This window comes from Nocardia sp. NPDC050697, assembly GCF_040654395.1.
Lineage (GTDB): Bacteria > Actinomycetota > Actinomycetes > Mycobacteriales > Mycobacteriaceae > Nocardia.
Genome location: NZ_JBFAHY010000002.1, coordinates 324,039 through 349,141, shown reverse-complemented (window position 1 = coordinate 349,141; position 25,103 = coordinate 324,039). Strand labels below are relative to the sequence as shown.

General features: G+C 72.2%; 22 protein-coding genes. 16 read left to right on the top strand and 6 right to left on the bottom strand.

Translation table 11 applies throughout. From position 1 onward, the window contains the following. Positions 1 to 19 precede the first annotated feature (19 nt). On the top strand, positions 20 to 649 hold the full coding sequence (locus AB0H71_RS09140; protein ID WP_357017011.1) for a Tellurium resistance: 630 nt from the start codon (positions 20 to 22) through the stop codon (positions 647 to 649). On the opposite strand, the gene AB0H71_RS09135 is transcribed toward AB0H71_RS09140, so the two are convergent. After that, positions 579 to 1,943, bottom strand: a complete 1,365-nt coding sequence (locus tag AB0H71_RS09135; RefSeq protein WP_357017008.1) for a hypothetical protein — start codon at positions 1,941 to 1,943, stop codon at positions 579 to 581. The two genes, AB0H71_RS09140 and AB0H71_RS09135, sit on opposite strands and share 71 nt — an antisense overlap. A 190-nt stretch (positions 1,944 to 2,133) precedes the next feature. Next, complete coding sequence (locus AB0H71_RS09130; protein ID WP_357017006.1) at positions 2,134 to 2,958, bottom strand: LLM class flavin-dependent oxidoreductase; 825 nt, start codon at positions 2,956 to 2,958, stop codon at positions 2,134 to 2,136. Between the two features lie 35 nt (positions 2,959 to 2,993). On the opposite strand from AB0H71_RS09130, the gene AB0H71_RS09125 reads away from it, so the two are divergent. From AB0H71_RS09125 to dnaB, 6 genes are all read left to right on the top strand, one after another. Then, a complete protein-coding gene (locus AB0H71_RS09125; RefSeq protein WP_357017004.1) occupies positions 2,994 to 3,977 on the top strand; it encodes an AraC family transcriptional regulator in 984 nt (327 codons plus the stop codon). An 81-nt stretch (positions 3,978 to 4,058) separates the two neighbouring features. Continuing rightward, positions 4,059 to 4,349 (top strand): 30S ribosomal protein S6, encoded by a 291-nt coding sequence (gene rpsF, locus AB0H71_RS09120; RefSeq protein ID WP_233015281.1) that lies wholly within the window; start codon positions 4,059 to 4,061, stop codon positions 4,347 to 4,349. A 100-nt stretch (positions 4,350 to 4,449) separates the two neighbouring features. Next, entirely contained in the window at positions 4,450 to 5,019 is a 570-nt protein-coding gene (locus AB0H71_RS09115; protein ID WP_357017002.1) for a single-stranded DNA-binding protein, read from the top strand. A 55-nt stretch (positions 5,020 to 5,074) separates the two neighbouring features. Further along, on the top strand, positions 5,075 to 5,326 hold the full coding sequence (rpsR, locus tag AB0H71_RS09110) for a 30S ribosomal protein S18 (protein ID WP_067648985.1): 252 nt from the start codon (positions 5,075 to 5,077) through the stop codon (positions 5,324 to 5,326). A 15-nt stretch (positions 5,327 to 5,341) separates the two neighbouring features. After that, entirely contained in the window at positions 5,342 to 5,797 is a 456-nt protein-coding gene (gene rplI / locus AB0H71_RS09105) for a 50S ribosomal protein L9 (protein WP_357016997.1), read from the top strand. Between the two features lie 693 nt (positions 5,798 to 6,490). Further along, entirely contained in the window at positions 6,491 to 8,839 is a 2,349-nt protein-coding gene (gene dnaB, locus AB0H71_RS09100; protein WP_357016994.1) for a replicative DNA helicase, read from the top strand. On the opposite strand, the gene AB0H71_RS09095 is transcribed toward dnaB, so the two are convergent. After that, positions 8,836 to 9,273 carry a VOC family protein gene (locus AB0H71_RS09095; protein ID WP_357016992.1) on the bottom strand — a complete coding sequence of 146 codons (438 nt, stop codon included), beginning with the start codon at positions 9,271 to 9,273 and terminating at the stop codon, positions 8,836 to 8,838. The genes dnaB and AB0H71_RS09095 overlap by 4 nt on opposite strands. Positions 9,274 to 9,357: 84 nt before the next feature. On the opposite strand from AB0H71_RS09095, the gene AB0H71_RS09090 reads away from it, so the two are divergent. The 7 genes from AB0H71_RS09090 to AB0H71_RS09060 all read left to right on the top strand — a co-directional run bounded on the left by AB0H71_RS09090 (position 9,358) and on the right by AB0H71_RS09060 (position 16,310). Next, positions 9,358 to 9,765, top strand: a complete 408-nt coding sequence (locus AB0H71_RS09090; protein ID WP_357016990.1) for a YciI family protein — start codon at positions 9,358 to 9,360, stop codon at positions 9,763 to 9,765. Then, complete coding sequence (locus AB0H71_RS09085) at positions 9,765 to 10,901, top strand: DUF6596 domain-containing protein (RefSeq protein WP_357016987.1); 1,137 nt, start codon at positions 9,765 to 9,767, stop codon at positions 10,899 to 10,901. The genes AB0H71_RS09090 and AB0H71_RS09085 overlap by 1 nt, the downstream gene beginning before the upstream one ends. A 91-nt stretch (positions 10,902 to 10,992) precedes the next feature. Continuing rightward, entirely contained in the window at positions 10,993 to 11,874 is an 882-nt protein-coding gene (locus AB0H71_RS09080; RefSeq protein ID WP_357016985.1) for a DUF1295 domain-containing protein, read from the top strand. Continuing rightward, complete coding sequence (locus tag AB0H71_RS09075; RefSeq protein ID WP_357016982.1) at positions 11,859 to 12,980, top strand: FAD-dependent oxidoreductase; 1,122 nt, start codon at positions 11,859 to 11,861, stop codon at positions 12,978 to 12,980. The genes AB0H71_RS09080 and AB0H71_RS09075 overlap by 16 nt, the downstream gene beginning before the upstream one ends. Positions 12,981 to 12,993: 13 nt before the next feature. Further along, positions 12,994 to 13,656 (top strand): class I SAM-dependent methyltransferase, encoded by a 663-nt coding sequence (locus tag AB0H71_RS09070; RefSeq protein ID WP_357016979.1) that lies wholly within the window; start codon positions 12,994 to 12,996, stop codon positions 13,654 to 13,656. Between the two features lie 58 nt (positions 13,657 to 13,714). After that, complete coding sequence (locus AB0H71_RS09065; RefSeq protein WP_357016976.1) at positions 13,715 to 15,061, top strand: wax ester/triacylglycerol synthase family O-acyltransferase; 1,347 nt, start codon at positions 13,715 to 13,717, stop codon at positions 15,059 to 15,061. Positions 15,062 to 15,191: 130 nt separating this feature from the next. Then, positions 15,192 to 16,310 carry a nitronate monooxygenase family protein gene (locus AB0H71_RS09060; RefSeq protein WP_357016973.1) on the top strand — a complete coding sequence of 373 codons (1,119 nt, stop codon included), beginning with the start codon at positions 15,192 to 15,194 and terminating at the stop codon, positions 16,308 to 16,310. A gap of 3 nt (positions 16,311 to 16,313) precedes the next feature. On the opposite strand, the gene AB0H71_RS09055 is transcribed toward AB0H71_RS09060, so the two are convergent. Next, entirely contained in the window at positions 16,314 to 17,087 is a 774-nt protein-coding gene (locus AB0H71_RS09055) for a GntR family transcriptional regulator (RefSeq protein ID WP_357016970.1), read from the bottom strand. Positions 17,088 to 17,198: 111 nt separating this feature from the next. Here AB0H71_RS09055 and AB0H71_RS09050 point away from each other — a divergent pair, with 111 nt between their 5' ends. Both AB0H71_RS09050 and AB0H71_RS09045 read left to right on the top strand, forming a co-directional pair. Beyond that, the gene (locus AB0H71_RS09050; RefSeq protein ID WP_357016967.1) at positions 17,199 to 18,758 is read left to right on the top strand and encodes an AarF/ABC1/UbiB kinase family protein; all 1,560 of its coding nucleotides are present in this window, start codon (positions 17,199 to 17,201) and stop codon (positions 18,756 to 18,758) included. Positions 18,759 to 18,935: 177 nt separating this feature from the next. Continuing rightward, complete coding sequence (locus AB0H71_RS09045) at positions 18,936 to 21,308, top strand: lysylphosphatidylglycerol synthase transmembrane domain-containing protein (protein WP_357016964.1); 2,373 nt, start codon at positions 18,936 to 18,938, stop codon at positions 21,306 to 21,308. On the opposite strand, the gene AB0H71_RS09040 is transcribed toward AB0H71_RS09045, so the two are convergent. Together AB0H71_RS09040 and AB0H71_RS09035 are read right to left on the bottom strand one after the other, a co-directional pair. Further along, the gene (locus tag AB0H71_RS09040) at positions 21,305 to 22,882 is read right to left on the bottom strand and encodes a serine/threonine-protein kinase (RefSeq protein ID WP_357016961.1); all 1,578 of its coding nucleotides are present in this window, start codon (positions 22,880 to 22,882) and stop codon (positions 21,305 to 21,307) included. The genes AB0H71_RS09045 and AB0H71_RS09040 overlap by 4 nt on opposite strands. After that, positions 22,879 to 25,065 carry a protein kinase gene (locus AB0H71_RS09035; protein WP_357016959.1) on the bottom strand — a complete coding sequence of 729 codons (2,187 nt, stop codon included), beginning with the start codon at positions 25,063 to 25,065 and terminating at the stop codon, positions 22,879 to 22,881. The genes AB0H71_RS09040 and AB0H71_RS09035 overlap by 4 nt, the downstream gene beginning before the upstream one ends. Between the last annotated feature and the right edge of the window lie 38 nt (positions 25,066 to 25,103).

The window sequence follows — 25,103 nt, the reverse complement described above, 5'->3', positions numbered from 1 at the left end:
GAGTTGGAGGGGGATCGCGATGGCGGCCGACAACCGGGCCGGAGCCGGCGGCGTCGACCTGAGCAAGGTGACGCTCTCCAAGGCGGCGCCGAGCGTCGACCTCGCCAAACCGGGGGAATCGCAGGGCGTCCTGCGCGTCAATCTGCGCTGGACCAGCGGCAAACCCCGGCTCTTCCGCCGCGGCGGCTCGATCGACCTCGACCTCGGCTGCCTCTACGAGCTCGCCGACGGCAGCAAGGGCGTGGTGCAGGCGCTCGGCAACAACTACGGCTCGCTGCACGCCCCGCCCTTCATCGAGCTGGACGGCGACGACCGCAGCGGCGGCTCGGTCGGCGGCGAGACCATGCGCATCGACCTCGGCCGCCCCGAACAGTTCCGCCGGGTGCTGATCTTCGCCTTCATCTACGAGGGGGTGCCGAACTGGGCGGCCGCCGACGGGGTCGTCACGCTCTTCCCGACCAGCGGCCCGCAGATCGAGGTGCTGCTCGACTCCCCGGTGAACGACGCCCGCTCCTGCGCCATCGCGCTGCTCAGCAATACCGGCGGCCGGATCTCGGTGCGGCGCGAGGTGAACTACATCAGCGGGGCCCAGCAGGCGCTGGACGAGGCGTACGGCTGGGGGATGCAGTGGCGCGAGGCGCGTAAGTAGCCCGGTCGTCGCGCTGCGCCGCCCGCACGAACAGCACGAGGAACACCGCGAGCAGTACCGCCCGCCCCCAGACCCCGAACTGCACCACGTTCTCCAGCGGCTCGACGCCGGCGCCGGTGCCGAGCGCGTAGAAGTAGCGGAAGACACCGACCCCGATCGCCACATCCGCGACCAGGTACGCGCCCACCAGCCACCACGGCACCACCAGCAGCACCAGGAACGGCACCAGCCAGAGCGTGTACTGCGGGCTGTGCACCTTGTGGAAGAGCAGGAAACCGCAGAGCATCGCGCCGCTCACGCCGACCCACGGGTACACCCCGGTGCTCCGCAGGCGCCGCCACCCCAGCCACAGCGCCAGCGCGAACGAGGCCAGGATCAGCAGCGGCGAGGCGATCGAGACGGTGTGCTGGAAGTTCTCCTCGCCCGCGGCGCCGGCCGGGTAGAGCGGGCGCAGCCCCCAGTACCAGAGCGAGTTCGTGGTGATGTCGGCCCGGCGCAGCTGCTGGAAGGCGAAGGACGCCCGCCAGCCCTCGAACCCGGCCAGCGCGAACGGCAGGTTCACCAGGACGACCGTGCCCGCCGCCGCGGCGCCGGTGAGCAGCGCGCCGCGCACGTCCCGCCTGGCGCCCGGCTCGGCGCCGCCGGTGAGCACGTACGCCAGCAGCGGGAGCACGAAGATCCCCGGATAGAGCTTGAGACAGAAGCCGAGCCCGAGCAGCACCGCCGCCACCACCCCGCGGGTGCGCAGCGACCAGCGCGGCACCGCGACCACGTACACCGCCGCCACCGCGGTGCAGACCACCGGCAGCTCCCAGTTGTGGAAGGCGTAGAGCATCAGCGGGGTTCCGATCGCCCACAGCAGCGCGGCGCCGCCCGCGAGCCGGGCCAGCATCCACGCCGTGAGCAGCGCGAACGGCGCGAGCAGCAGCGCCGACCAGCGCAGGAAGTCGGCGTCGGTGTGCGCCGGGATGGCGCCGAGCCACATCAGCACCCCGCTCAGCACCGGGTACTCGACCACGCCGCCGATCAGCGCGCCGTCCGGGGTGATGGCGCCGTCGATGTACGGGAAGACGTGGTTGTCGATATCCCGGCCCAGCCAGAGGAACTGGATGTCGGAGTAGCAGACCTCGGCGTCCTTGGCGGTGTCGAATACCGCGCTGCGGCCGTTCGGATAGAACGGGGCGCCCGCGCACCTGGCCTTGTTCAGGTAGCCGAGAACCAGGGTCAGGCCGCAGAGCAGCAGCACCGCCGTCGCGAGCGCCGCACGGCGGGTGACCCGGCGTCCGTTCGGCATGGAGCCCACCCTAGAGGAGGGGTTCCGTGGGGACGGGGTCGTCCCCGCAGCCCCTCCACTCACGCGACCGGCAACCAATCGAGCGCGCTGCCCCTCGCTGCCCCGAGCAGCCGGGCACCAGGCAAAACCAGTCGAGCGCGAAGCGGGCGACATACCCGGCGCGCAGCCTCGCGCCCGGGCACGCGGGATGTCAGCGGGCCCGGAGCCGGGAGCGGACCTCGGCCGCGTGCGCGTAGTCACCCTCGGTGTCGGGGCCGGTCGGGCTCAGGATGAGCCGGCTCACCCCGGCGTCGGCGAAGGCGGCGACCTGCTCGGTGGTCACATCCGCACCCTCGGTGCTGAGCGGCGCCACCAGCGAAACCGCCGGAACCGGCCGCCCGAGTTCGGCGGCGAGCGAGCGCAGCTCGGCGATCCCCCGCTCCAGCGCCCCGAGCTCGGGCCGCAGGCTCAGCCACTCCGCCCCGAACCGCACCGCCCGCTGCCGCGCGGCCCGCACCTCACCCGCCACCACCAGCGGCGGCGTCGGCGCGATCGGCGCCAGCGTGATCGGCGCGCCGTACGCGCCGACCGGCTTCCCGGCGATCAGGTCGGGCAGCAGCTCGAGCGCCGCGTCGGTGCGCGCCGCCCGCTCGCCGACCGGCACCCCGGCCGCCCGCCACGAGCCGTCGCCGTGCGCGGTGTTCCCGGTGCCGACCCCGAGGATCAGCCGATTCCCCGACACCTGCTGCAGCGCCGCGACCTGCTTGGCCACCAGCGGCGCGGGCCGCAGCGCCAGGATCAGCACCCCCCAGCCGAGCCGCACCCGCTCGGTCACCGCCGCGGCCGCCGCCAGCGCGACGGTGGAATCCAGGATCGGCGCCGCGGCCACCAGCTGGTCGGTGGCCCACACCGAGTCCAGCCCCAGCCGCTCCGCGGTGCGGGCCGCCCCGGCCACGTCGCCGATGATCGGCCGCTCCGGGTCGGGTGTGGACGTGGGCAGGAAAACCCCGATCTCGGGGACGTTCACAATGCTCATGGCCTCGACGGTAGGCCGGATGGGAGAGTGTTCCCATGCCGCCGACGCTCGATTTCCTGTCCGGAACGCTCACCTTCACCGAGCAGACCGGCCTCGACCCGGTCTCCGGGCTGATCGCCGCGGCCCGCACCGGCCGCCCCGCCGCGGGGCTCTTCGTCCGGCACGCGCCGTGGGGCAGGCGCTACCCGGTGGTCCCCGGCGCCGGATTCCACGTGGTCGTCGAGGGCTCCTGCGTGCTCAGGGCGGCGCGCGCCGAGCCCGTCGCGCTGCACGCGGGCGACGTGCTCTTCATGCCCCGCGGCGCCGACCACGACCTCGCCGACGCCACCGGCTCGCCCATCACCGAGACCGCGCACCCCGGCGAGCCGCGCATCGTCGCGGGCGACGGCGATCGCTGCGTCCTGCTCTGCGGCGCCTACGAACTCGACGGCGACCGCGCGCACCCGCTGATCGCCACGCTGCCCGAGTTCGTGCACCTGCCCGGCCGCCCGGAGCGGCACCGCGCGCTGAACGCGGCGGTCGAGCTGCTGCTCGCCGAGATCACCGAGCGCCGCCCCGGCGCCGACGCCGCGATCCCCGCGCTGCTCGACACCATGCTGCTCTACGTGCTGCGCGCCTGGCTGGCCGAGCAGGCCGCGACCGAGCACCCGGCCGGCTGGGCCGCCGCGCTCGCCGACCCCGCCGTCTCCGCCGCGCTGCACGCCATCCACGCCGACCCGGCGCAGCCGTGGACCGTGACCGCGCTCGGCGCCCGCGCCGGGGTCTCGCGGGCCACCATGGCCAGGCGCTTCACCGCCACCGTCGGCGAGCCGCCGCTGGCCTACGTCGCGCGCTGGCGCATGCTCACCGCGGCCGGGATGCTGCGCGAATCGGATGCCACGCTCACCGCGGTCGCCCGCGCGGTCGGCTACACCTCCGAGTACGCCTTCGCCAAGGCGTTCAAGCGCGCGTACGGCACCGCGCCGGGGCGCTACCGCAGGCGAGGCATCGATTTCGCCGGTCAGGGCCCCGTCGGGTAGCCTTGCCGGGTTGCTGACGCAACGACCCTCCTGCCACGGAACGTCCGTGGCCGATTCGAGTCCACAGGAGGTGAATGGTCCGTGCGTCAATATGAAGTGATGGTCATCCTCGATCCGAGCCTGGATGAGCGCACCGTCGGCCCGTCGCTGGAAAATCTGCTCAGCGTCGTCCGCACCGAAGGCGGCAAGATCGACAAGGTCGATATCTGGGGCCGCCGCCGGCTCGCCTACGAGATCAGCAAGCAGGCCGAGGGCATCTACGCCATCGTCGACCTCACCGCCGAACCGGCGACCGTGAGCGAGCTCGACCGCCAGCTGGGGCTGAACGAGACGGTGCTGCGCACCAAGGTGCTGCGCCACGGCAAGAAGTAATCGCGCTGCTGCCGCTGCGGAATGCGTCGGTGCCTGTCTCTAGGCTCTAGCGCAACCGAGCGAGCAATCGCTGATCCCCCCTCTCCCAGGAGGAACCACAATGGCAGGCGACACGGTCATCACCGTCATCGGAAACCTGACGGCCGACCCCGAACTCCGATTCACACCAGCGGGCCAGGCGGTGGCGAACTTCACCGTGGCCTCCACCCCCCGCGTGTTCGACCGCAATTCGAACGAGTGGAAGGACGGCGAGGCCCTCTTCCTGCGCTGCAATATCTGGCGGGAAGCGGCGGAGAACGTCGCCGAGAGCCTCACCAGGGGCGCCAGGGTGATCGTCAGTGGCCGGCTCAAGCAGCGCTCCTACGAAACCCGCGAGGGTGAGAAGCGCACCGTGGTCGAGCTGGAGGTCGACGAGGTCGGCCCGTCCCTGCGGTACGCGACGGCCAAGGTCAACAAGACCAGCCGCGGCGGTGGCGGGGGCGGCGGTTTCGGCGGTGGCTCCGGCGGGGGCGGCGGATACAACGCGAACAGCGGGGGCGGCGGCAACCGGGGCGGCGGCGGTGGCGGTGGCAACACCAACAGCGCCGACGACGATCCCTGGGGCAGCGCGCCCGCGGCAGGCTCCTCCTTCGGGGGCGGCGGCCGCAATGACGACGAACCGCCGTTCTGACGAACGGCTTCCCGGCCCTGGCGACCAGGGCCACATGAAAACGGAGTAGAAGACGATGCCGAAAGCGCCCGCGCGCGAAAAGGTGCTGAAGAAGAAGGCGTGCCAGTTCTGCAAGGAGAGCAAGACCGGCACCGTGCACATCGACTACAAGGACACGACGCTGCTGCGCAAGTACGTCAGTGATCGCGGCAAGATCCGCGCGCGCCGGGTGACCGGCAACTGCGTCCAGCACCAGCGCGATGTCGCGGTCGCCGTCAAGAACTCGCGTGAGGTGGCGCTGCTTCCTTACGTGTCCACCGCTCGCTGAGAAGGAGGCACACAAATGAAGTTGATTCTTACCGCTGACGTGGACAACCTCGGTGCCCCCGGCGACACCGTGGAGGTCAAGGACGGCTACGGCCGCAACTACCTGCTGCCCCGCGGCCTGGCGATCGTGGCCAGCCGCGGCGCGCAGAAGCAGGTCGAGGGCATTCGCCGGGCGCAGGATGCCCGCCGGGTGCGCGACCTCGACCACGCCAACGAGCTGAAGCAGGCCCTGGAGGGGCTGACCGGGGTCTCCCTGGCGGTCAAGACCGCGGGCACCGGCAAGCTCTTCGGCTCGGTCACCCAGTCCGACGTGGCCTCGGCCATCAAGACCGCCGGTGGCCCGGTGATCGACAAGCGCAGCATCGAGCTGCCCAAGTCGCACATCAAGAACACCGGCAACCACGACATCGTGGTGCACCTGCACCCCGACGTGGCGGCCAAGCTCGGCGTCGAGGTCGTCGCCGCGAGCTGATTCGCACCTTCGCCAGGCCGTTCCCGGAGCTCTTCGGGAACGGCCTGGCGGCGTGCGCGCTCCAGTCATGCAGTCGGGGCAGGCACGCGAATCCCGCCACACTTCCCGGTTGCGCCGAATTAGCCTCACCCTCGGTGCTACCGCGCGGAACCTTCCCGGTGCCGTCACCAGCGCACACTCCCCACTGTGGGACAGCCCTGTGGATTACCGGAAAAACCGACCGGCACTGCTGTGATTCAGGTCATGTTTCTTCCATGTGCCGTTCACTCAACACGCCCGGCTGTTCATCTACCTCGACACGCCGCAGCGAATTCGATCCACACCTGTGAAACGGCGTAAATAGCCGTCTATCTGGGCATTTTCGCGCTGTGACCTGCGTTTTCCCCAAGTTATCCCCAGGGGCTGCACACCCAGGGGTTAACAGTCCCCACGTTATCCACAGGTACATCCCCAAGTCGGTTTGGCAGGGGTCCGCAGGCTGCCCTAGGTTCATCGCCGCGGCCGTTTCCGGCGGCGGTGCACGGGTGCGGGCACGGCGGTAACTGGCGATCCGGTTCCGGCGGCGCCGTTCCGGTCCGCCCCCGGCGCGCCGAGCCGCGACCTGTCGTACCCACGCGGTAGAACCGAGGCAGTCGCGGACCAGCAGGTGGTTTCACGGGCCGCGCTCGTGCGGAGAGAGGACGGTCGAGTCGGATGGCAGTCGTCGACGACCGCGGGCACGCCGAGTACCCGCCGGAGGCCCCCGGCGAGGATTTCGGCAGGCAGCCGCCGCACGACATGGCGGCCGAGCAGTCGGTGCTCGGCGGCATGCTGCTGAGCAAGGACGCCATCGCCGACGTGGTCGAGGTGATCCGCCCCGGCGATTTCTACCGCCCCGCGCACCAGGCCATCTACGACGCCGTGCTCGACCTCTACGGCCGCGGCGAACCCGCCGACCCGGTCACCGTCTCCGCCGCGCTCGACCGACGCGGCGAGCTCAAGCGCATCGGCGGCCCGCCCTACCTGGTCACCCTCACCCAGACCGTGCCCACCGCCGCCAACGCCGGCTACTACGCCGAGATCGTCGCCGAGAAGGCCGTGCTGCGCCGCCTCGTCGAGGCGGGCACCAGGATCGTCCAGTACGGCTACGCCGGCGCCGACGGCCAGGACGTCGCCGAGGTCGTCGACCGCGCCCAGGCCGAGGTCTACGAGGTCACCGAGCGCCGCACCACCGAGGACTTCCTCCCGCTGGAGGAGCTGCTCCAGCCCACCATGGACGAGATCGACTCCATCGCCAGCCGCGGCGGCATCTCGCTCGGCGTCCCCACCGGGTTCTCCGAGCTCGACGAGGTGACCAACGGGCTGCACCCGGGGCAGATGATCATCGTCGCGGCCCGGCCCGGTGTCGGCAAGGCGCTGGCCCTGGACACCCCCCTGCCCACGCCCACCGGTTGGACCACCATGGGCGAGGTGCGCCGGGGCGACCTGCTGCTCGACGCCGACGGCAGGCCGACCAGGGTGCTCGCCGCGACCGAGGTGCTGCACGACCGGCCCTGCTTCGAGGTCGAGTTCTCCGACGGCACCGTGCTGGTCGCCGACGAGCAGCACCAGTGGCTCACCGACACCCGCGCCTCGCGCCGCTCCCGCCACACCCCGGCCGCGGTCCGCACCACCGCCGAGATCGCCGCCACCCTCCGCTGCCGCACCGCCGACCGCCGGATCAACCACTCCATCCGCACCACCCGCCCCCTCGACCTCCCCGCCGCCGACCTCCCGGTGCCCCCGTACACCCTCGGCGCCTGGCTCGGCGACGGTTCGTCCGACAGCGCCACCCTCACCAGCGCCGATCCGGAGATCGCGGTGCGGATCGAGGGGGAGGGCCTGGTGGCCACGGCGGTCCAGGCTCGGCTGCGCACGCTCGGCGTGCTGAACGCCAAGCACATTCCCGGGCAGTACCTGCGCGGCTCCGAGGCGCAGCGGCGGGCGCTGCTGGCCGGGCTGCTCGATACCGACGGCACGGTGACCGCAGGTGGGTCGGTGCAGTTCAGTGTGGTTAACGAGCGGCTTGCCGCCGATGTGCGGGAGCTCGTGGTGAGCCTCGGCTATCGGGTGCAGCTGAGCACCGAGCGGGTGGCCGGGCGCACCGAGCGGAGCAGCACCGCCTACACGCTCACCTTCGCCACCGACGACGAGGTGTTCGGCCTGCACCGAAAGGCCCTGCTGCACAAGCAGCGCCGGGCCGGGGTCGGCACCGCGCGCTCCGAATGCCGCTACATCGTCGACGTCCGCCCGATCCCGAGCGTCCCGGTGCGCTGCGTCGAGGTGGACAACGCCGACCACCTGTACCTGGCCGGCCGCGCCATGGTGCCGACGCACAACTCCACCCTCGGCATGGATTTCATGCGCAGCTGCTCGATCAAGAACGGGCTGGCGAGCGTGATCTTCTCGCTGGAGATGAGCCGCACCGAGATCGTGATGCGGCTGCTCTCCGCCGAGGCGAAGATCAAGCTGGGCGATATGCGCTCCGGGCGGATGAGCGACGACGACTGGACCAAGCTGGCCAGGCGGATGAGCGAGATCAGCGAGGCGCCGCTCTTCGTGGACGACTCGCCGAACCTCACCATGATGGAGATCAGGGCCAAGGCGCGGCGGCTCAAGCAGCGGCACGATCTCAAGCTCGTGGTCGTGGACTACCTGCAGCTGATGACCTCGGGTAAGAAGGTCGAGTCCAGGCAGCAGGAGGTCTCCGACTTCTCCCGCAATCTCAAGCTCCTCGCCAAGGAGCTGGAGGTGCCGGTGGTCGCGATCAGCCAGCTGAACCGTGGTCCGGAGCAGCGCACCGACAAGCGCCCCATGGTCTCCGACCTGCGCGAATCGGGCTCGCTCGAGCAAGATGCGGACATGGTCATCCTGCTGCACCGCCCCGACGCCTTCGAGCGCGACGACCCGCGCGGCGGCGAGGCCGACCTGATCCTCGGCAAGCACCGCAATGGCCCGACCGCGACCATCACGGTGGCGCACCAGCTGCACCTGAGCCGGTTCGTGGATATGGCGCGGGGCTAGAGCTCCTCGGCCAGCCCGACCACGATTCCCTCCGGCCCGCGCAGATAGCAGAGCCGATAGAGCTGCTCGTACTGCTCGACGCTGCCGACGAGTTCGGCGCCGCGGGCGCGCAGCCGGGCGACGGTGTCGTCGATGTCGTCGACGGCGAACATGATGCGGCGGAGGCCGAGGGTGTTGGTCGGCGCGTCGACCGGGGTGCTGCGCTGCGCGGCCGGGGTGTGGAACTGCGCGAGCTCGACCTTGCCGTTGCCGTCGGGGGTGCGCAGCATGGCGACCTCCTGGCGCACGTCGTCGAGCCCGATGATGCGCTCCACCCAGCGCCCCTCGGCGGGGCCGCGGTTCTCCAGCTCCATGCCCAGTTCGAGGAAGAATCCGATGACGGTGTCGAGATCCTCGACCACGATGAGCACGTTGTCCATGCGTTGGATCGCCATCCGGAGAAAATATCCGGAAGCGATGTCGAGAACGCGCGGGCCGCTCCGTCCCAGGGGTACACGAACCGAACGAAGGAGCACGACATGGCCAAGTACCTGCTGCTGAAGCACTACCGGGGCGCGCCCGCGGCGGTGCACGACGTGCCGATGGACCGCTGGACGCCGGAGGAGATCACGGCGCACGTGCGGTACATGGAGGATTTCGCGGCCCGGCTGGAGCGCAATGGCGAGTACGTGGATTCGCAGTCGCTCACCGCGACGGGCACCTGGGTGCGCTCGGACGGGCCGGGCAGGCCGCCGGTCACCGACGGGCCGTTCGCCGAGACCAAGGATCTGATCGCGGGCTGGATGATCATCGACGTCGACTCCTACGAGCGCGCGCTCGAGCTGGCGGGCGAGCTCTCCGCGGCGCCGGGCAAGGACGGCATCCCGATCCAGGAGTGGCTGGAGATCCGGCCGCTCATGACGGCACACGGCCCCACCGCGGAGTGATGCCCGAGCTGCGCGAGCTGATCCCCGGTGTGCTGGCCGCGCTGGTGCACCGGGGAGCGGATTTCGCGACGGCGGAGGACGCGGTGCAGGAGGCGCTGATCCGCGCGCTCGAGACCTGGCCCGCCAAGCCACCGGCCGACCCGAAGGGGTGGCTGATCACCACGGCCTGGCGTTGCTTCCTCGACCTCGCCCGCTCGGACACCGCGCGCCGCAACCGCGAGGTCAGGGTGTCCGACGAGCCGGAGCCCGGGCCCGCGGCGAGCACCGACGAGACGCTGCGGCTCTACTTCCTCTGCGCGCACCCCACGCTGACCCCGGCCTCGGCGGTGGCGCTCACGCTGCGCGCGGTCGGCGGCCTCACCACCGCGCAGATCGCGCGGGCGTACCTGGTGCCGGAGGCGACCATGGCGCAGCGGATCAGCCGCGCCAAGCGCACGGTGAGCGGGGTCCGGCTGGACAGCCCCGGCGATCTCGGCACCGTGCTGCGGGTGCTGTACCTGGTGTTCAACGAGGGGTACAGCGGTGATGTCGACCTCGCGGCGGAGGCGATCCGGCTGGGCAGGCAGCTCGCCGCGGCCAGCGGCGACCCGGAGGCGGCCGGGCTGCTCGCGCTCTTCCTGCTGCACCACGCCCGCCGCCCGGCCCGCACCCGCCCGGACGGCAGCCTGGTGCCACTGGCCGAGCAGGACCGCACCCGCTGGCGGCGCGACCTCATCGCCGAAGGCGTCGAGATCCTGCAGGCCGCGCTGGCCAGGGACCGGCTCGGCGAGTTCCAGGCGCAGGCGGCGATCGCCGCACTGCACGCCGACGCGCAGACCGCCGCGGAGACGGACTGGGTGCAGATCGTGAAGTGGTACGACGAACTGCTCCGATTCACCGACAGCCCGGTGGTGCGGCTCAACCGGGCCGTCGCGGTCGGCGCGGCGGACGGTCCGCGCGCCGGGCTCGCCGCCCTCGCCGAGCTGGACCCCGGGCTCCCCCGGTACACCGCCTCCGCCGCCTACCTGCACGAACAGGCCGGCGAGCTGGACAGGGCGATAACGCTGTACGTCGAGGCCGCGGGCAAGGCGCACATCGTGGCCGAGCGCGATCACCTCACCCGGCGCGCGGCCGAGCTGCGCCAGCGGCTCTCCTGACCGGAACCACCGAACTCCCGAACTGAAACGTGTTACATTTCCGCTCCAGCCGGTTCACCGTCGACCCGGCGCGGCGCTGCGGGAGGCCGGGATGGAGTCCATACGGACGAGCAGGGCTCGATCCCTTGCCGTGGTGACCGGCGCCTACCTGCTTGCCGTCGCGGTGGCGGCGACTTGGCTGGTGGCCGGGCCGGATACCGGGCAGCTCTGGCTGGACACGCTGATCGCGGACGTCCTGGCCACGCTGGTGATCTTCGCCTTCAGCCGCGCCTTCGGGAACTCCAGCTTCTACGACCCGTACTGGTCGGTCATCCCGCCGCTGCTGCTGCTCTCCTGGTGGCTGGAGACGCCGGGGGCCGATACCGTGCGGTGCGCGCTGATCGCGCTGGTGGTGGTCGTGTGGGCGGTGCGGCTGACGGTGAACTGGGTGCTGTCGTTCCCCGGGCTCCGGCACGAGGACTGGCGCTACCCGCAGCTGCGGGAGCAGGCCGGGCGCGGTGAGTTCCTCGCCGACCTCTTCCCGATCCACCTGATTCCGACGGTGATCGTGTTCGCCGGGATGCTGCCGGTGTACGTCGCGGTTACGAGGACCGGGGACGATCTGGCCTGGCTCACCGGCGTCGCCGTAGTGGTGGGGCTGGCGGCGGTGTGGCTGGAGCTGGCGGCGGACACCCAGCTGCGGCGGTTCGCGCGGGAGCGGCAGCCGGGCGACGTCATGGATCGCGGGCTGTGGGGGTGGTCGCGGCACCCGAACTACTTCGGCGAGTTCGGGTTCTGGGTGGCGATGGCGCTCTTCGGGATCGCGGCGGCGCCGGGCGAGTTCTGGTGGCTGTGGATCGGGGCGGGGGCCATGCTGGCCATGTTCCTCGGCGCGAGCATTCCGATGATGGAGCAGCGCAGCCTGGAGCGCAGGCCGGAGTACGGCGCGGTGATCGAGCGGGTGCCGCGGTTCGTGCCGTGGCCGCCGTCGTGAGCCGGCGGGTTCTCATCGCGGGGCTCGGCGACAGCGGTGTGCTCACCGCCATCCGGCTGGCGCGGCACTTCGAGGTGGTCGGCATCGCGGCGGCGCCGGGGCTGGTGAGCGGGCAGGAGCTGGGGTTCCGGCTGACCCGGCCGCGGGAGTGGGCGCGGGATTACTGGATTCCCTTCGACCGGTTCCGCGGGCTGGACCGGGTGCGCACCGTGCACGGCACGCTGGTCGGCGCGGATCTCGCGGCGCGGACCGTCACGGTCCGGGATGCGGCGGGTGGCGAGCAGCGGGAGCCGTTCGACATCCTGGTGATCAGCACCGGTGTGCGCAACGGCTGCTGGCGCGTCCCCGACCTGCGCTCCGGCCCCGAGGTCGCGCGGTCGATCCGGGACAGCCACGAACAGCTGCGCGCGGCGAGCACGATCGCGGTGATCGGCGGCGGCGCGGCCGCGGTCGGCGCCGCCGCCAACCTGGCCAGGAGCTGGCCGGAGAAGCGGATCGCGCTCTACTTCCCGCGCGATCGGGCCCTCACCGCACACCACCCGCGCATCTGGGACCGGCTGCGGCACACCCTCACCGAGCTCGGCGTCGCGCTGCACCCCGGCCACCGCGCGGACGACCCCGCCGACGCCATCACCACCGGACCCGTGCGCTGGCGGACCGGCCAGCCCGACAGCACCGCGGACGCGGTGCTCTGGACCGTCGGCCGCACCACCCCGAACACCGGCTGGCTCCCGGCCGAGCTGCTCGACGCGGACGGATTCGTGCGCACCACACCGGAACTGCGCGTCCCCGGCCACCCCGGCGTCTTCGCCATCGGCGATGTCGCCGCCACCGACCCGCTGCGCGGCTCCGCCCGCAACCGAGCCGACGGGCTGCTCGCGCACAATATCCGCGCCGAGGTCGCGGGCCGGGCGCTGCGCCGCTACCGCCCGCCGCGGCGGCGCTGGGGTTCGGTGCTCGGCCCGCAGCCGGACGGCCTCGACGTCTTCGCGCCGAACGGGCGGCCGTTCCACTTCCCCGGCTGGTCGATCGACCGGGTGCTGCGGCCGTGGATCATCCGATGGGGTATCTATCGCGGGGTCCGCGCCAACGCGCCGCTGGATTGATCCGGAGGAACCCGTGCCCGACCATGCCGTCGCCGCCGCCTACGACGCGGTGGCCGAGCTCTACACCGACGTCACCCGCGACCAGGTCGCCACCGACCCGTACGGCCGCGCCCTCTTCAGCGCCTTCGCCGAGCAGGTGCGCGGCCAGGTGCTGGACGCGGGCTGCGGCCCCGGCCGGATCACCGCGCACCTGCGCGACCTCGGGGTCGAGATCGCGGGGCTCGACCTCTCCAAGCGGTTGATCGAAACCGCCCGCTCGGAGTACCCCGGCCTCAGCTTCGACGTCGGCGACCTGACCGCGCTGCCGCACGCGGACGGCACGCTCGGCGGCATCGTCTCCTGGTACTCGTTCATCCACATCGAGCCGAGCCGGCTGCCCGCGGTGTTCGCCGAGTTCGCCCGCGCGCTCGCGCCGGGCGGAAAACTGCTGCTCGGCTGGTTTGCGGAAGAGCCGGGCGCGCAACCGGCCCCGTTCGACCACCGGGTGATCCGGGCGCATCGCTGGGCGCCGGACCGGCTCGCCGCGCTGCTGGCCGCGGCCGGGTTGACCGCGACGGCCTGGCTGGTCCGCGAGCCGTACCCGGGCGAGCGGTTCAGGCAGGCGATCCTGCTGGCCGAGCGCGCCGAAACCGACGTGTCCGCACGGGCCGCGCGGGTATCCGATCCGAGCACGTGATATCCACCACAGTGGGCGCACGCCTCGTGCACACCACCACTGTTCGAAGGGCCGACGCATGGAACTGATCGCACCGATCGACGCCGTTTTCCTGCTGGCCGAATCCCGAGAGCAACCCATGCACGTCGGGTCGGTGCAGATCTTCGAGCCACCGGAGGGCATCGGACGCGAGTTCGCGCAGAGCATCCACGCCCATCTGCTCGACTGCGACGACGTGCAGCCGCGCTTCCGCAAACGCCCGGCCACCATCTTCGGCGCCCCGCGCGCGGCCTGGACCTACGACGACCACGCGGACCTGAGCTACCACGTCCGGCGGGTCGGGCTACCGACGCCCGGCGGCCGGGAGCAGCTGCTCGACCTGGTCTCCGGGCTGCACGGCGCGCTGCTCGACCGGCACCACCCGCTCTGGGAGTTCCACCTGATCGAGGGGCTGGACGACGGCCGCTTCGCCATGTACTCGAAGATGCACCACGCGCTGATCGACGGGGTGACGGCGCAGCGGCTGCTGCAGCGCACCCTCTCGCTCGACCCGGCCGAGCCGGGGCACGTGCCGTGGAATGTCCCGCGCCGGGAGAAGGGCACCGAGCCCAAGGGCGGCGGCCTGCTCGGCGCGGCGCGCGAGCTGGCCTCCATGGCGGCCGGGCCGACGCTGGCCAGGCTGGTCGGAAAGACGGTGCTGAAGCAGCAGGTGGCGATGCCCTTCGACGCCCCGCGCACGATGTTCAACGTGCCGATCGGCGGCGCCCGGCGGATCGCGGCGCGCTCCTGGCCGCTGGAGCGGCTGCAGCAGGTGCGCAAGGCGACCGGCGCCACCATGAACGACGTGGTGCTCGCCATGTCGGCCGGCGCGGTCCGCTCCTACCTGCTCGAGCACGACGCGCTGCCGGACAAGCCGCTGATCGCCATGGTGCCGATGTCGCTGCGCGCGCCGGGCGAGGCCGACACCGAGGGCGTGAAGGTCGGCGCCATGCTCTGCAACCTCGGCACCGACCAGACCGATCCGGTGCAGCGGCTGCAGGTGATCTCGGAGTCCATGCGGGCCAGCAAGGCGGCCTACGATTCGCTCTCCGCCATCCAGGCCATGGCGGTCTCGGCGCTCATGCTCAGCCCGCTGGCGGTGACCCTGGTACCCGGGCTCATTCCGTGGACCAGCCCGCCGTTCAACCTGGTGATCTCCAATGTGCCGGGCACCAGGAAGCCGCTGTACTGGAACGGCGCCCGGCTGGACGCGGCCTACCCGCTCTCCATCCCGTTCGACGGCCAGGCCATGAACATCACGCTGGCGGGCACCGGCGACAACCTGGACTTCGGGCTGGTGGCCTGCCGCCGCACGGTGCCGGACCTGGACACCCTGCTCGACCACCTGGAGAACGCGCTGGCAGAGCTGGAGCACGCCACCGCCTGAGCATCCCTGTACGGCAAAACTAGAACGTGTTACATTCGAATCGGGAGCCCCGAACGCGCCTGTGCGCGCGGCGGGGCCGCCGAGATTTTTGCAACCCGTTTCACGAGTGCTACAGGGAGACGAGCAGGCCATGCGCACCGAGATCTGTGATCGGCTGGGAATCGAGTTCCCGATCTTCGCCTTCACGCACTGCCGCGATGTCGCCGCCGCGGTGAGCAATGCCGGCGGCCTCGGTGTGCTCGGCGCGGTCGGCTTCACCGCCGAGCAGCTGGAGGTCGAGCTGGCCTGGCTGGACGAGCACGTCAACGGCGTCTACGGCGTCGACCTGGTGATCCCGTCCAAGTACGAGGGCAAGGGCATCGAGGGGCTGAGCCCCGAGGAGCTGGAGGCCCAGCTGGCGCAGATGGTCCCGCAGGGCCACCGCGATTTCGCGGAGAAGCTGCTCGCCGACCACGGCGTGCCCGCGCTGCCCGAGGGCGAGCAGCACGCGCAGCTGCTCGGCTGGACCGCGACCACCGCGGGGCCGCAGGTCGAGGTGATCCTCAAGCACTCCAAGGCCAAGCTGGTCGCGAACGCGCTCGGCACCCCGCCCGCCGACGTGATCGAGCAGGTGCAGAGCTCGGGCCGGCTGATCGGCGCGCTCTGCGGCTCGGTCAAGCACGCGCTGAACCACAAGAACGCCGGGCTGGACTTCGTGGTCTGCCAGGGCACCGAGGGCGGCGGGCACTGCGGCGAGGTCTCCTCGCTGGTGCTCTGGCCGCAGGTGATCGACGCCGTCGGCGACCTGCCGGTGCTGGCCGCGGGCGGCATCGGCAACGGCCGCCAGGTGGCCGCTGCCATGGCGATGGGCGCCGCGGGAGCCTGGACCGGCTCGATCTGGCTGACCGTCGAGGAGGCCAATGTGCCGCCCGCGCAGATGCAGAGCTACCTCGAGGCCACCAGCCACGACACCGTGCGCTCGCGGGCCTGGACCGGCAAGCCCGCCCGGATGCTCAAGAACGACTGGACCGAGGCCTGGGAGAGCGCCGACACCCCCGACCCGCTGCCCATGCCGCTGCAGATGATGGTGGCGCTGGACGGCGTGAAGCGGGGGCACCGCTACCCGGAGGCGGCCAAGGACGTGAACTTCAACCCGGTGGGCCAGGTCGTCGGGCAGCTCAACAAGATCGAGCGCTCCGCCGACGCGGTGAACCGGCTGATCCAGGAGTACGTGGAGGCCTGCGACCGGCTCACCAAGCTGAACGGCTGAGCGTCAGGCGGTAGCGGCCCGGGGAGCCTGCTGCTCGGCGGGGCCGAGCAGCAGCTCCTCGAACCGGGTGACCACCTTGTCGTGGTACATCCCGAAGAGATCCTCGAAGAGCGCGAGCTGGGCCTCGGACGGCTCCGAGCCGGAGTCCCAGACCGCGAGCAGCGCCCGCCAGACCAGCACGTGCAGATCGGCGGCGCCGGCGAAGTAGGCCTGCACCGCGAGCGGCACCTCCAGCACCATCTCGCCGATCGAGTTCAGGATGGCGCGCTGCATGGTGGAGCCGAGCGCGGAGAGCAGCCTGCGCACCAGCCCGACCTCGAGCGCGAGGATCCGGTGGTGATCCGGCTCATCCTGCCTGGCCAGCGCTTCCAGCGCGTCCACGGCGGCCTTGAGCTCGGCCGGGTCCAGCCGGTCGGCGCAGCCGGTGTAGGCGAGCAGCGCGTCCATCACGATGTGGCGCTCCACCTCGACGATGTCGTGGAACATCTCCACCGCGACCTCGGGCATCGGCACCGAGAAGCGGAAGAGGTGCCGGTAGACGTCGAGGCCACCGGCCTCGCGCACGTCGCGGATGGTGAAACCCTTGCCGCGGCGGGCCTCCACGAAGCCGTAGGACTCCAGCCGGCCGAGGGTGAGCTGGGCAGTTGCCCGGTTCATCGAGAACTCCTCGGCCACCTGCCGGACCGAGGGCATGAGTTCGCCAGGGCGGTATTCCCCCGCTGCCACCCGCCGCGCCAGTTCGTCGGCGACATCGGCGACAACCGTTTGGGAACCCATTTCTTCGACAACCTCTCATCTGTGGCGCGTGTCACGTCCCAGACAGTCTAAGGCCTGCGAGGTTCGTTCGCACGTGTGCGAAACTGAGCATCGCACAATGTGAGGTGACTCATGACCGAACGCGGGGGCACCAGCACTCCCGGCTCCGAAGCCGGTGGTGAGCGGGTTCGCCGATTCCGCCGGACCGCCGGGGCGGCGGAGGGTTTCGGCCGGGCCGGGAACCGGGCTGCGGGGCGGTTGCCGGTGCGCTCGGCGGTGCGCGGGGCCCGGATCGCCGCGCTGCCGGTCGCCTACGCGGGCAGGCAGGCCGCCGGGCTGGGGCGCAAGGCCATCGGGCGCCCGGCCGCCGAGGTCGACCTCGATATCCGGCTGCGCACCGCCCAGCACATCTTCGAGGTGCTCGGCGAGCTCAAGGGCTGCGCCGCGAAACTGGGCCAGCTGCTTGCCATCTACGAGCTGGCGCTGCCGCCGGAGATCGCCGAGCCGTACCGGATCGCGCTCTCCCGGTTGCAGGACTCCGGCCCGGTCATGCTGCCGTCGGTGGTCCGCGGTGTCATGGCCGAGAGCCTCGGCCCCGAATGGCGCTCGCTCTTCCGGGAATTCGACGACCGGCGGGCCTGCGCGGCCTCGATCGGGCAGGTGCACCGCGGGGTGTGGCAGGACGGCACGCCGGTCGCGGTCAAGCTCATGTACCCGGGCGGGCGGGCCGCGGTGGCCGCCGATCTCAAGCAGCTGCGCCGGCTCAGCACGGTCGCCAAGGTCTTCCTGCCGAGCGCCGACGTGCTCGGGGTGACCGAGGCGATCTGCGACTGCGTCGAGCGGGAGCTGGATTTCGCGGCCGAGGCGGAGAGCCAGCGCGCCTTCGCCGCCGCCTACGCCGACGACCCCGACTTCCGCGTCCCGCTGGTGATCGCCCAGTGCGGCGACGTGCTGGTGACCGAGTGGCTGGACGGCACACCGGTTCCGGCGCTCGTCGAGCGCGGCAGCCGGGAGCAGCGCGACCGGGTCGGCATGCTGCTGGTCCGCTTCATGGCCTCGACCTGGCTGCGCAGCGGGCTGCTCTACACCGACCCGCACCCGGGCAACTTCCGGCTGCTGCCGGACGGCAGGCTCGGCGTGCTCGACTTCGGCGCCTGCCTGCCCTGGCCGCCCGCGGGTTTCGACGCGCTCGCCGAGGACTACACCCGCGCGCTCTTCCGCGGCGGCCCCGACGAACTCGGCAGCACCGCGCGCAGGCACGGCTTCGCGGAGCCGGATCGGGCGATCGACGACGGCGCGCTCTACAAGGTGGTCTCGCCGTGCATGGAGCCGCTGCGCCACGACACCTACCGACTCAGCAACCCGTGGCTGCGCAAACATGTGCTGCGGGTGACGAATCCGCGGCTCTCCAATATCGTGCGGCAGCTGACCATGCCGGTGTACCTGACGCCGTTCGCGCGCGCCGTCCTCACCGCGGTCGGCGCGCTCTGCCAGCTGGAGGCGGAGACCTCGTACCGGGACGAGATCGCGCGCTGGTTCCCGCACCTGGACGCCATCGCGTACGGGACGGCGGAGCCGGGCGAGCCGGAGAACGCGCCGGGCCGGCTGCAGGGCCCGGTCGAGCTGGCGCTCGTGCGAGAACGCAGGCGCCGGGGCACGCAGCCGCGCTCCTCCATCGAGCGAACCGGGTAACCGGGCGGGTCGTCTGAGACACGCTGTCTCAGCGCGGTGTGACCACCGACACGCAGCCCGACCGGCCGCACCGGACAGCCGCGTACCCGGCACAACCGCTGTGTGCTGGTATGTATCGTGCGCCTGGGAGCACGCGGCCCCGCGTCCCGAGAGACGATCCGAAAGTACCGATACGCCATGCGAGTCGACGGGCGGGAAATCCCGGTCACCGGCAGCCTGCTGCCGCCGCTGACCAGGCGGACCAGCGACATCATTCGCGTCGTGCTGGCCGCGCTCGGCGTCGGGGTGGTTGTGGTCGGCTCGGTGATCACCCGGCCGGAGTGGCTGGCGCTGGAGCGCTCGGTCTCCAACATCATCGGCTTCCTGAATCCGGCGCAGTCCAACCTGGTTTATCTCTGCTACGGCGTCGCGATCCTGATCCTGCCCTTCGTCATCCTGATCGAGCTGGTCTGGAAGCGGCAGTGGAAGCTGATGGCCGGGTACGCGGCGGCCGGGCTGGTGGCCGGGTTGCTGCTCTCCATCACCGGCACCGGGCTCTCCGCGCCGCAGTGGCACCTGCAGGTGCCGGACCGGCTCGACACCTTCCTCTCCCAGTTCCTGGACGACCCGCGCTGGATCGCCGGGGCGGCCGCGGTGCTCACCGTCTCCAGCCCGTGGCTGCCGGTCCGGGTGCGGCGCCTGATGTGGTTCCTGCTGCTCGCCTTCGCCCCGATCCACCTGGTGGTGAGCACCGTGGTTCCGGCACGGGCGATGTTCGGGCTCGCGGTGGGGTGGCTGGTCGGCGCGGTGATCGTGCTCGCGGTCGGGACGCCCGCGCTGGAGGTGCCGCTGGACGCCGCGGTGCGGCTGCTCGCCGGGCGCGGCCGCACGGTCACCGCGTTCACCGTGGTCCGCCCGGCCGGGCCGGGCCCGCTGGTGCTGGCCGCCGCGGTGGACGGCGCCGAGCGCGAGCTGATCGTCGACCTCTACGGCAAGAACCAGCGCAGCCACAGCGCGCTGCGCCAGCTCTGGCGCTGGCTCACCTTCCGCAGCAGCGAGACGCCGTCGCCGTACGGGTCGATGCACCGCGCGGTGGAGCACCGCGGGCTGCTCGCGCTCGCGGTGCGCGATGCCGGGCTGGCCGCGCACGAGCCGATCGCGGTGAGCAGGCTGGCCCGCGGCTGGTCGCTGTACGCGCACTCGGTGCCGCACGGCAGGCCGCTCGCCGAGTCCGGCCCCGAGATCCTGCCCGCCGTCTGGGCGGCGCTCGGTGCACTGCGCGAGCACCAGATCGCCCACGGCGACCTGCGGCCGAGCGAGATCCGGGTGCGCGACGGCGCGGTGCTGGTCGGCGGCTTCGCCAGCGCCGAGTACGGCGCCAGCGACACCCAGCTGCAGTCCGACATCGCGCAGCTGCTGGTGACCACGACCTCGCTCTTCGGCAGGGAGGCCGCGGTGCGCGCGGCCATCGACGCACTCGGCGAGCAGACCGTGCTGGAGGCCTCGCGGCGGCTCACCAAGTTCGCGCTCCCGCCCGGCATGCGCCGCTCGGTGCCGGACTGGAGCGACCGGCTCGGTGAGGCGCGCTCGGAGGTACGCAAACAGACCGGGCAGGACCGGATCGAGGCACAGCAGATCACCCGGTTCAGCCGCAACCAGATCATTCAGCTGGTGCTGCTGGTCGGGCTGGTCTACGTGGCCTACCCGTTCATCAGCGCGGTGCCGACCTTCTTCACCCAGCTGCGCACCGCCAACTGGTGGTGGGCGCTGCTCGGGCTCGGCATCTCCACGCTCACCTATATCGGCGCCGCCGCCGCGCTCTGGGCCTGCGCCTCGCGCGGGATCAGCCTGTGGGGGCTGATCGTCATGCAGATCGCCAACACCTTCGCCGCGACCACCACCCCGGCCCGGGTCGGCGGGCTCGCGCTGAGCGTGCGGTACCTGCAGAAGAGCGGGCTCGGCGCGGTGCGCGCCACCGCCGCGGTCGCGCTGCAGCAGGCGGTGCAGGTGCTGACGCACATCACGCTGCTCGTGGTGTTCAGCGTGGCCGCGGGCACCTCCGCCGACCTCTCGCACTTCGTGCCGGACGCCACCGTGCTCTACCTGATCGCCGGGGTCGGCGTCGGCATCGTCGGCACCTTCACCTTCGTGCCGAAGCTGCGCGGCTGGATCAACGAATCGGTGCGGCCGCAGCTGCGCGAGGTGCTCGGCGAGCTGGTCGCGCTCGCCCGCGACCCCAAGCGCTCGCTGATCATCGTGCTCGGCTGCGGCGCCATCACGCTCGGCCAGGCCGGTGCGCTCTGGGCGTCGGTGCAGGCGTTCGGCGGGGGGACCACCTTCATCACGGTCACCATCGTCACCATGATCGGCGGCACGCTGGCCTCGGCGGCGCCGACGCCGGGCGGGGTCGGCGCGGTGGAGGCGGCGTTGATCGGCGGGCTCGCCGCCTTCGGGCTGCCCGCCGAGGTCGCGGTGCCGTCGGTGCTGCTCTATCGGGTGCTGACCTGCTGGTTGCCGGTGTTCTGCGGGTGGCCGATCATGCGGCGGCTGACCGCGCAGAACAAGATCTAGGCGGGTTTCAGGGTGCCCCTGAGCGTGGTGCCGAGCGGGCCGGGGAAGCTGTAGCCGATGCTGCCGTCCGGGTTGGCGGTGAGTGTGGAGACGCTGCCGTCGTCGGTGCAGTCGCTCGGCCCGCCGGTGAGCCGGGCGCGCAGCGAGACCTCGGTATCGCTAGCGGCGAGCAGCGTCTCGGCGCGCTCGCAGGTCTGGCTGAAGATCAGGCCGGTATTGCTGGACTCGCCGACCTCGTCGCCGACCTGGCCGGAGCGCAGCGTCAGCTGGATCTCCAGGGTGGCGAGGCCGTCGGTGACGCGGCCCTTCCAGGTGCCGGCGAAGCGGTCGGGGAGGGTCTCGCCGGTGGGCTCGGTGGTCTCCGTCGGGTCGTCGGCGGAGGTGGGGTCGGCCGTGGCGGTGTCGGTCGTCACGGTGACATCACCGACCGAGCCGCCGCCGCGCAGGGCGAGGGTGACGCCCGCGGCGAGCGCGAAGACCAGGAGCACGGCGGTCACGGCGAGGACGGCGTTGCGGCGTTTCGTCTTCCGGGGCGCGGGGGCGGGGGCGGCGGTGCCGTGGTCGAAGCCGGAGGGTGGCGGGGCCTGGCGGTACGCGGCGGGCGGGGTGTGCGGTGCGCCGGCGGTGGCGGCGCGGCGGTCGTTGCCGGGGGGCGGGGTGTACTCGTAGGAGGGTTGCGCGGTGGCGATGCGGTGCTCGTTGCCGGTCGACCAGTTGGTGGTGACGGTGGCGGCGGTGCCGTGATTCCAGGCCACCGGGCCGTCGGTGAGCGCGCGGCGCGCGGCGTCGACGAATTCGGTGGCGGTGCCGAAGCGTCCGGCCGGGTCCTTGGCCAGAGCGCGGGCCAGCACGTCGTCCAGGGCGGGTGGGACGCCGGGACGCAGCTCGCCGAGCCGCGGCGGCGGTTTGTACAGGTGGCCGAAGATCTGCTCGGCGACGCTCTCGCCCGCGAAGATCTTGCCGCCGAGGATGCACTCGGCCAGTACGCAGCCGAGCGCGTAGATGTCGGCGGGCGGGCCCGCGACGCCCTCGAACCGCTCCGGCGCCATGTACGCGATGGTGCCGAGTGAGGCGCCGGTGCTGGTCAGGCCGGTTTCGTCGTCCGGCTTGGCGATGCCGAAATCGATCAGGTAGGCGAAGCCGGTGCGGTCGATGAGGATATTGCCCGGCTTGATGTCGCGGTGCACCAGCCCGGCCGCGTGCGCGCCGTCCACCGCCGCGCCGATCTGGGCGAGCAGCTCGACCGCGCGCACCGGCGGCATGGGGCCGCGCTCGCGCAGCAGTGCGCTCACGTCGACGCCGTCGACCAGGGCCATGTCGATGTAGAGCTGGTCGCCGACCTTTCCGAACGAGTGGATCGCCACCAGGTGCGGGTTGCTCAGGCGGGCCGCCACCCTGGCCTCGCGCTCGAAGCGGCGGCGGAACTCCGCGTCGTCCGCGAGTTCCGCCGGCAGCACCTTGAGCGCGACGAAGCGCTGGGTGGGCTGGTGGAAGGCGCGCCAGACCTGGCCCATGCCGCCGCGGCCGATCACGGAGTCCAGGCGGTATTCGCCGAACCACCTGGTTGCGTTCACAGGGGGGTTTTCGCCGGGGCGGGGGTGGGCGTCGGTTCGGTGGGCGAAGTGGTCACGTCGGAATCATGCACCGGTGCGGGGGTAGCGGTGTCGGTCGAGGTGGGCTCGGCTACCGGGCCGGGGGCGGGGTCGATGGGGGCGGAGGCGGGCTGGGTGGGGAGGCTGGGCTGGGTGGTGGTCGCGGTCGGCTCGGTCACCGTTGTGGTGGCGGGGGCCGTGGTCGTCGGCGGTGTGGTCGGGGGCTCCGTGGTGGTGGGCTGCGGCGTGGTCGGCGGGACCGTCGTCGGCGGCGGGACGGTGGTCGGCTGCGTCGGCTCCGGCTGGCTGGTGATCGGGGCGCCGACCGGCACCGAGGGCAGGGGCGGGCGCGCGGCCTCCACCGGAGGCGGCGGTGCGGCCGCCTCGCCTGCGGGCGGCGGGGCGAGCACCGGTTCGGTGCGGGCGCCGGGCACCTCCACCGCGATCGGTGCGCCCGAGGCGGGCGCCGAGTGCGGTGGCGGAGCGGCTGCGCCGGGCGATTGCGGGCCGGACGGGCTGTCGGCCGGGCCGACCACCGAGGTCGGGGCGGTGCCCGCCTCCTCGCTCGGGCCGTCCGGGGCGGCGAGCAGCAGGGTCGTGGTGAGCACGCCCGCGCCGAGGACGCCGAGTACCGCCGCCGCCGCGCGGACCGGAAGCGGTTTGGGCAGGGTCGGTTTCGGTACGAAGTCGATCGGATCGCGCAGGGTGACCCGGTTGCGGCCGACGGGTTGCGCCGGAACCGGCTCGGGCAGAGCGGGACTCGGCTCGCCCGCACTCGGCGGGTCCGATTCCGGCTGATCCGCGTCGGACGGCACCACCTCCGCAGCGGCGGCATCCGCGATCACGGGAGGCACCACGGCGGCAGATTCCGGAGCACCGCCCGCAGCGGAAGAGTCCGAGGCGGCGGACGACGCTTTCCGCGGCGCAGAAGGGTTCGGAGCATCGTCCGCTACCGCAGGGGCCGGGACCGAAGAGCCATCCGCGAGCGCATCCGGCTCGGCGGCCACGAGCACGGGCGCCTCTGCGGCAAGGGGACGCGAGGCGAAATCCGCTGGCGGCGGCTCCAGCAACTTCGCGACGGCGTCCGGCTCCGGCGCCTCGGCAGCGAGCGCAGGCTCGGCAACGGACTCCGGATCGTCCGGAAGCACGGGCGTCTCGGTGGCAGCGAATCCCACCGCACCCCCGGACTTCACCCCCCGCGCGGGCGACTCCGTCTCATCCGCCGCTCCGAGCACCGGCGTCGCAACCCCGCGCACCACCAACCGCTCGGCCCCGGACTCCGCCGAAGCCGGCACCGCCGAAACCGCCGCGGGCAGCGCGACCGGCTCGGAGACGGGACCCGCATCCGCCTCCAGCGCCGCCCACGCGGCCAGCGCGAACTCGGTAGCGGTACCGAACCGCTCCTCCGGCTTCTTGGCCAGCGCTTTCGCGATCACCCGATCCAGCGCGGGCGGCACATCGGCGACCAGCGTGCTCGGCCGCGGCGGCGCGTGGTTGAGATGCGCGTTGATCTGCTCGGCATGGCTGTCACCGGGGAAGGCCCGCCGCCCGGTGAGGCACTCCACCAGGACACAGCCGAGCGAGTAGATGTCGCTGCGCGCCGTCGCCTCGCCGTCGAACCGCTCCGGCGCCATGTAGGCGATGGTGCCGATGGCGACGCTGCCGGTGGTGAGCACCGTCCCGTCCCGCGGCCGAGCGATGCCGAAGTCGATGAGGTACGCGAAGTCGTTGCGGCTCACCAGCACATTGCCGGGTTTGATGTCGCGGTGCACCAGCCCGGCGGCGTGCGCGGCGTCCACCGCGGAGGCGACCTGGCCGAGCAGGTGGACGGCGCGCTCGGGGGCGATCCGCCCGCCGTCGATGAGCAGCGCGGCGAGATCGTCGCCGTCGATCAGCGCCATGTCGATGTAGAGCTGGTCGCCGACCCGCCCGTAGGAGTGGATGGCGACGACGTGCGGATCACTGAGCCGCGCCGCGACCCGCGCCTCCCGCTCGAAGCGGCGGCGGTACTCCTCGTCGTCGGCGGCGGCGGCGGGCAGCAGTTTGAGCGCGACGAACCGCTCGGTCGGTGCGTGCCAGGCCTTCCAGACCCGGCCCATCCCGCCCCGGCCGACTTCCCGGTCGAGCCGATACTCGCCGAACCAGCGCTCCCCCGCCTCTGTCATTCCTTCTCAACCTGCCGATCGCCGTCGGCCCTCCGCGC